The sequence below is a fragment of the Microcoleus sp. OTE_8_concoct_300 genome, from assembly GCF_031383065.1.
Classification (GTDB): Bacteria; Cyanobacteriota; Cyanobacteriia; order Cyanobacteriales; family Microcoleaceae; genus Microcoleus.
Window position 1 is genome coordinate 1 of record NZ_JANMZH010000020.1, and the last position, 7,800, is coordinate 7,800.

The window sequence follows — 7,800 nt, forward strand, 5'->3', positions numbered from 1 at the left end:
GTCCAAAAAGGACGGGCGGGACGCCCATCCCACAAACTTGTGGAAGTTATTTAATTCTCATTCCTTAGCGGGACAACCTCAGCTTAAGATTTCCACCAACAGCGAACAACTCCAGAAATGAAAATAGAACGATGCAAAGCATTTTCGATCGCCGCAGGATGTCGGAGTCAAGGAAGCTGCTGGTTTGGTAAAATGCCAGAGGCGATCGACTTATATCATGTCCGATCAATTAACTCTAATATCCCGGTCGGGGCGGGTTTTTGAGCTGGTCAATTATTAGCCGGTATTGTTGGCTCACGGGCCCCTACAAAAATCGCGGTCGCTCGACCGGACATGATATTACCAATAAAACGGCCAGATTAATTTAAACTGATTAAAAATTAGGCTGCAAAAATCAGATGCTCCACAAGAAGAACCGCAAAAAGTTACCCTTATTGGCAGCATTCTTAGTCTCGCCCTTTATTTCTTGGTTTCTGAGTGCGATCGCACTATTTCTCAGTCTCTGGGTAATCGTACCAGCACCCACGCTGTTTCTGTACGCTTTGGCGGTGGGAGCACCAGAAATCAGTCCTTGGTTGGTCGGTATCAATACGATCGCCCTTCTGCTGAACCTGCTCAGACGGCATCAAGGCAAAGTCTACATTATTTTACTGATTTGTAACCTGTTCGCCCTAATCCTGGGCCTGCTTCCCCTGATTCAGTTCCCAGCAGCCAATGCAGCCATAGCTACCCAAGTGCAAGCTGTTCTAGGGGAAAACTATTTAGCAGCCGTTCCTGTCGCCCATCGCGCGCAGCTACGCCCTCAACCGTTTATCCTCGCAGATGCGTTCCGAGGAATTCCCCTCAGAAAGGTTAGGATCGATCGGGCTATTGTATTTGCCAACCCTGACGGAGTTTCACTGCAACTAAACCTTTATCGGCCGATGGAAATTGGCAAATATCCGGCGATTATCACACTCTACGGGGGCGCTTGGCAAAGAGGCAATCCCGATTCCAATGAGGAATTCAGCCGCTATATGGCCACCCAAGGCTATTGTGTGGTTGCAATTGCTTACCGCCACGCTCCCAAGTATCGATTTCCTGCTCAGCTTGACGACGTACAAGCCGCTCTTTCCTATATCAAAACTCATGCTGGTGATTGGGAAATCGATCTCGATCGAATTGCTCTGATGGGAAGGTCAGCAGGTGCCCATTTAGCAATGCTAACTGCTTATGATTCTAGTGTGCTTCCAGTTCGAGCAGTGGTCAACTATTACGGGCCAAATGACCTGATTCGGGGATACAATGACCCACCTTTTCCTGATGCCATAAATGTTCGAGCCGTCTTGCGTGCCTTTTTGGGAGGAACGCCAGACGAACTCAACGAGCTTTACCATCGGGCTTCTCCCATAAATTATATTAAACCGAATCTTCCCCCTTCTCTACTGGTCTATCCAGGTCGCGACCATATCGTTCAGGTTAAGTTTGGTCGATCGCTCTACCAACGATTGCGAGCCACGGGCGATCGGGCTATTTTGCTCGAAATTCCTTGGGCTGAACACGCCTTTGATGCAGTTTTTAATGGCCCGAGCAATCAACTGGCTTTGTACTACACAGAACGCTTTTTGGCTCATGCTCTGAAGTCTTCGGATTACCAACCATTTAACTAAAAATTATCAACTTACTCATTTATGCTCAATAAACTGCGGCTATAACAGTTAATAAGTTCCCAAATCTCGTAAAGATTTCTACGGCAAATTGTCCCACCAAATTTTAGAAGAGTTGGCAGACTTTATTTATTATATAGCTGTTCGATCGCGTGGTGAGGTATGCCCCATGCCCCATGCCCAATGCCCCATGCCCAATGCCCAATGCCCAATGCCCCATGCCCCATGCCCCATGCCCCATGCCCTGTTACACTGGAATCCTGCCGTTGTGTGCGATCGGTGCGATCGACCCTGCGGAAAAAAAACTAAAATTCTGTATCCTACAATACATTTATTTGGTTAATCATTGTTTAAACTCTCCAAGTGTAGATGGTGTACTCTCCATAATTCTGCAAAACCCCTAAACGAGTGCGTTGTTTGCTGGACTGCGATTTATCGATCGTCGAACCGTTAAAAACCATAAGTAGTTTTGACCTGAATTCATCGGAATTGATTTGCACAAAATTTTTGAGCTGACCAGGGTGAAGATTAGGTACTAAATCTGTGCAGCGCAGGCATCTATCATTTTGACTCAAATTAGTACAGGCTCTTGTCATCTATTTTATTCCTGCTAATAACCGAAATCCAACCGCATCTCACACTGGATTGTCACGCCCGGTGGACGGCGAAGTGATTGAGCCTCGCTCCACCAATCTTGTAGAGCCTGCCAAAAAAGGCATCCTCCCAAAAGTTAGCTTTGACAAAAAATCTTGGGTAAATCCCAAATATTCGTCAATCGTTAGACTTTTGCTAACATCTATTTTTTCTCAACTACTCGTCCCGCAATCCCCATAAAAATAACCATGAGTGCAAACGAAGCGCGCGTTCAAGCAATTTCTCAAATCGTCAACCGCAAACTGATGCCTGCCCGGCCTCCCAAGCGGCTCGAAGATATGTGGGCAACAGACGTTTTTACTCTGAGCAAGATGCAAGAAAGTCTGCCCAAAAGCATTTTCAAATCAGTAAAAAACACCGTTCAAACCGGCCAAAAACTCGATGCTTCCGTAGCTGATGTAGTTGCAGTAGCAATGAAAGATTGGGCTATTTCCAAAGGAGCCCTGTACTACGCCCACGTATTTTACCCGCTCACCAACAGCACCGCCGAAAAACACGACGGTTTCATCTCAGTCCAAGGCGACGGTTCCGTCATCTCAGAATTTGCAGGCAAAGTTCTCGTACAAGGCGAACCCGATGGCTCCTCATTCCCCAACGGCGGCATTCGCTCCACCGCCGCCGCTCGCGGATACACAGCCTGGGATGTCACCAGCCCTGCTTATGTCATGGAAACAGACAACGGCATGACCTTGTGCATTCCCACTGTTTTCATATCCTGGACAGGTGAAGCCTTAGACAAAAAAACGCCGCTTTTGCGTTCCATTGCCGCAATGAACAAAGCAGCAACCCGAGTGTTAAAACTATTAGGAAATACCGACGTTGCTCCCGTCAATTCCAGTTGCGGTTCCGAACAAGAATACTTCCTGGTAGATGCCAATTTCACCACCAGCCGCCCCGATTTAATGCTAGCGGGTCGCACCCTTTTTGGCAAACCTCCTGCCAAAGGTCAGCAATTTGACGACCACTATTTTGGAGCGATTCCAGAGCGCGTTCAAGTCTTCATGCAGGAAGTAGAAGAAAGAATGTACCGTCTGGGAATTCCTGCCAAAACCAGGCACAACGAAGTAGCTCCCGGTCAGTTTGAAATTGCACCAGTTTTTGAAGCTGCAAACGTCGCCAGCGACCACCAACAATTAACCATGACAATTCTCCGCAACACAGCGAAGAAACACGGTTTTATGTGTTTGCTGCACGAGAAGCCTTTCGCCGGCATTAACGGTTCCGGCAAACACGTCAACTGGTCGGTCGGCAATGCCACCCAAGGAAACTTATTAGACCCCGGCGATACACCGCACTCGAACATACAATTTCTAGTATTCTGCGGCGCTGTGATTCGCGGAGTTCACAAATACGGCCCGCTGTTGCGCGCCGTAGTTGCGACTGCCAGCAACGACCACCGATTGGGTGCAAATGAGGCTCCGCCAGCAATTATCTCTGTCTATTTGGGTTCGCAATTAGAAGATATCTTCGGGCAAATTAGCCGGGGAGAAGTTAAGGACTCTCAAGGTCGGGGAATTATGAATTTAGGTGTAGAAACACTGCCTACTTTCATGAAGGATGCTGGAGACAGAAACCGGACTTCGCCCTTTGCCTTTACTGGAAACCGATTTGAATTCCGGGCAGTAGGTTCCGGTCAGTCTGTTTCCGGGCCGCTGGTGGCGATGAATACAATTCTTGCAGATTCTTTGGACTGGATTGCTAACAAATTAGAAAGCGATTTGGCTAACGGAACTGAACTGAATGCTGCCATCCAAACAATTCTCAAAGAAGTGATGGACGAGCACGGTGCGGTTGTATTTGGCGGCAATGGCTATTCGGAAGAATGGCACAAAATGGCTGTTGAGGAACGGGGTTTAGCTAACTTGCGGACTACGGCAGATGCTTTGCCGGTGTTGAAGGAAGGATACATTGAAGACTTGTTTGAAAAGACAGGTGTTCTGACTCCCGTGGAATTGGAAAGCCGTTATGATGTTTATGCAGAGCAGTATTTGCTGGCAATTGAAGTCGAAGCAAAACTGGTATCAAGCATGGCAAAAACCATCATTTACCCGGCAGCGGTGAGGTATTTAGCTGAACTTTCCGGCACAATTTCTAAGTTGAAAGAGATTGGGATTGAACTCGAAAAGGAAAGTGCCGAAAAAGTAGCGGTGCTGGTTAAGTTTATGATGGATACTGCGAGCAAGTTGAGTGCTGCTTTGAGCAAGCACGATTTTGCTTCGACAGAAGACCATATGCAGTATGCTTCGCAAACAATTCGTCCTTTGATGGATGAGGTTCGCAAGTATGCGGATGCTCTGGAAGGTGAAGTGGCTGATGATTTGTGGCCGCTGCCTACTTATCAAGAAATGTTGTTTGTTAAGTAATCGTAAATTCGGTTAATTGCAGGTTAAATTTGTAAGGACACGGCACTGCCGTGTCCTTACTTGTTTTTGGGCTTAAATCAGTGTTACGCTGATTCTTTCAGAGTCATTAAATGCGAGCGAGAGTAAGGGTTGTGAAGTTTGTTAAGATACCCTTCAACAAATTTATCGGCGTAGAAAAAGTAGCCTTGCTGCGAAAAGCTCTTATGCGAATTCAATCTCTTTTCAAACAAATGACTCTGGCGGCTCTAGCTCTATTTTTTGCGCTCAGTTGCAGTCGATCGACTCCGAACGTAAACTCTTCCCCCGAAGCAAGCACCTCTAGCAGTTTCAGAGTGGCAATGCTCACCACAGGCGCCAAAGACAACCAAAGTTGGGATCAAGCTTGCTTTGAAGGATTGAATCTAATCAAAAATAAATTTAATGCTGAGGTAGACATTACGGACAGTATTGACGGTGAAAATAGTGAAGCTACCATTCGCAAATATGCCCAGTCAGGCTATGACCTGGTAATTGCCGCCAGTGGTGCCTATTCCACAACTGCCGAAAAGGTCGCTAAAGAATTTCCGCGAACGAAATTTGCCCTGATTACAACGCATCCAGGGAATAACCAAAATTTGGGGGCTGTTGCCTTTCGATCGGGTGAAGTGGGGTACCTCACAGGCGCTTTGGCTGCGATAAAGACCAAAAGCAATAAAGTTGGCTATATTGTGGGTGAACCTTATCCGGTTTACAAAGAAGAAGAAGCCTTGTTTAGGCGGGGAGTGAAGGCAACGAATCCCTCTGTCCAAGCCTCGACTGCTTTTCTCAACTCTTGGGTAGATACGGAAAAAGCCACCAAAATTGCAACGGATATGGTTGCTTCGGGAGTAGATGTTTTGACCTTCAACGCGGGTGAGGCAGGGTTAGCCGCGCTAAAAGCCGTTTCGCAAAAGCCAGGAGTCTTTGTGATTGGTAGGACAAAGGATCAGTACGAACTCGCTCCCGGCAAAGTCCTAACTAGCGTTCTGCAGGACATTCCCAATCTGGTGCTAAATGTGGCAGTGTTAACCCAGCAAGGTCGCTGGGAAGGAAAACTTTATAAGTTTGGGCTCAAGGAAAAGATCTATGACTTTGCTCCTTTCCGTGGCACTCTTACGTCTCAGGAAGAGGACGCTTTCAAGACCATCCGAGAAGCTGTGACGACTGGCAAAATTGATGTTTCTCCATAGGGTGCCTATTAATTGATTTACCAATATTGATCCTAAGTTCGATGCAAAATCAACGCTACGATCGCGCTCTGCCGATCGCCAGAAGCTCCCGTTCTCATCCCTGGCAACGCTTATTTTCTATTGCACATCAGCTCAGGTATGGTTTGATATTTTTGGTTCTCCTGAGCTTACTGCCCACTGGTGGCTTGTTGATCTACCTCAGCTTTCAGGCGCAGATCCAGCAATCGCGATCGCTCCAAGAAGAGCGTAGCCAGACAGCCGCAGGGCAGATTGATAATTATCTAGATGACTTAAAACGAAAACTGAGCTATTTAGCTAGGGTCAAAGGACTCACAAACTTTCAACCTCAAGCGCAGCAGAGCCTGTTGGAAGGGTTGATTCGTCATAATGATGCTTATGAAGCCGTTGCCATTTTGAACCGGAAGGGACAAGTTGTTGCGTCAGTTTCACCCTACGAACCGCTCAAGTTAGAAAATCCAGCCAATTCGCCACTGTTTATTCGTGCCTTCAAACAACAGGAAGATTATGTAAGTCCTGTAGAAATTAATCCTCAAACCCACCAACCAACAACCATTCTGGCGGTTCCGATTCGGAATGAGCGAGATGAGGTGGATGGGGTGCTATTAGCACAGGTAAATCTCAACTTTCTCTGGTTTGTTGTTTCCCAAACGCAGGTTGGCAAGACGGGTTATGTCTATGTAGTCGATGAGCGTAATTTTCTCATTGCTCAAAAGGGTAGTAAGCCAGAAACGTTTCAACTTCAAGATATTTCTAAGCGCCCCTTTTTTCAATTCTTGAAAGCATCCGAAGATACTAAGCACCTTAATGTTTATCGGGGTCTAAAACAGGTAGAAGTAATGGGAGCCACTACCTTAGTTCGGAGGGTGAATTGGACTGTGGTTGTAGAACTGCCAACGGCTGAGGCGTATGCTCCAGTTTACCAAATGCTCTCAGTTATGGGAGGCTCATTGACGCTGGTGACGATCGTCGCTTTTGGCATTGGCTTTCTATTTATTCGGCAAATTGTGGTGCCGCTCCAGCGCTTAACCACGGCAGCTACTGAACTCAGTGCGGGGCAATTAGATACACGGGTCAACATTGATAGCCAAAACGAATTGGGAACATTGGCGATCGCATTTAACAATATGGCAACTCAGTTAGAGGAACTGATTACAGCAGTTGAAGTGGAACGCAATTTTGTTTCAGCCATTCTTGAAATTGCAGGTGCCCTGGTAGTTGTGCTCGACCCGGAGGGACAAATCGTTCGCTTTAACCGAGCTTGCGAACAAATGACTGATTACTCGTTTAGTGAAGTGAAGGGGCGCTACTTTTGGGACTTGTTCCCGAACTCAGATTTAGCTGAACAAGCCAAAACTACTTTTGAGTCTTTAAAAGCTGGTAATTTTCCCCAGCAGTATGAAGGCAGTTGGATGACCAAAGATCGACAACTCAGACGGATTGCCTGGTCAGCTACTGCTTTACTGGATGATCGAGGTGAAATTGAGTACATCATCAAAACAGGGATTGACATTACTAAACGGAAACAGGTAGAAGAAGAACTCAAAGCGTCGGAGCAGCGGCTATCTTTTCTATTCCGCCAAACTGCACTGGCAGTTGTGGAATGGGATTTAAACTTTAAAGTCACGGCCTGGAATCCAGCGGCAGAGAAGATTTTTGGTTACACGGCGAAAGAGGCGATGGGACACCATGCCGCAGAATTAATTGTGCCTGCGTCTGCCAGAAAGATAGTTGATCAAGTTATGAACGAGTTGTTGAGTCAGGTTGGAGGCATTTGTGACAAGTTAAGAAAAAGTGCAAATTGTCAAGGGGTATAAAAAAGAAAGGTAAAATAGAATGAAACCTTTGTCAGGCAAGCATTTGAGCCATAATTGAACCAGTTATGACTAGCAAAAAACGCATCAACCGAGA

5 protein-coding genes are annotated in these 7,800 nt (G+C 46.6%); all 5 read left to right on the forward strand.

Going from position 1 to position 7,800, the window contains the following annotated elements; genetic code table 11:
* Positions 1–117: 117 nt before the first annotated feature.
* The 5 genes from ACUVJL_RS01380 (at position 118) to ACUVJL_RS01400 (ending at position 7,706) form a co-directional block, all read left to right on the forward strand.
* Entirely contained in the window at positions 118–264 is a 147-nt protein-coding gene (locus ACUVJL_RS01380) for a hypothetical protein (protein ID WP_445244209.1), read from the forward strand.
* Between the two features lie 134 nt (positions 265–398).
* Entirely contained in the window at positions 399–1,649 is a 1,251-nt protein-coding gene (locus tag ACUVJL_RS01385) for an alpha/beta hydrolase (protein WP_445244210.1), read from the forward strand.
* 839 nt (positions 1,650–2,488) lie between these two features.
* On the forward strand, positions 2,489–4,663 hold the full coding sequence (locus ACUVJL_RS01390; protein ID WP_445244211.1) for a glutamine synthetase III family protein: 2,175 nt from the start codon (positions 2,489–2,491) through the stop codon (positions 4,661–4,663).
* A 131-nt stretch (positions 4,664–4,794) separates the two neighbouring features.
* Complete coding sequence (locus tag ACUVJL_RS01395) at positions 4,795–5,871, forward strand: BMP family protein (RefSeq protein ID WP_445244212.1); 1,077 nt, start codon at positions 4,795–4,797, stop codon at positions 5,869–5,871.
* A gap of 41 nt (positions 5,872–5,912) precedes the next feature.
* Positions 5,913–7,706 (forward strand): cache domain-containing protein, encoded by a 1,794-nt coding sequence (locus ACUVJL_RS01400; protein WP_445244213.1) that lies wholly within the window; start codon positions 5,913–5,915, stop codon positions 7,704–7,706.
* Positions 7,707–7,800: the final 94 nt, after the last annotated feature.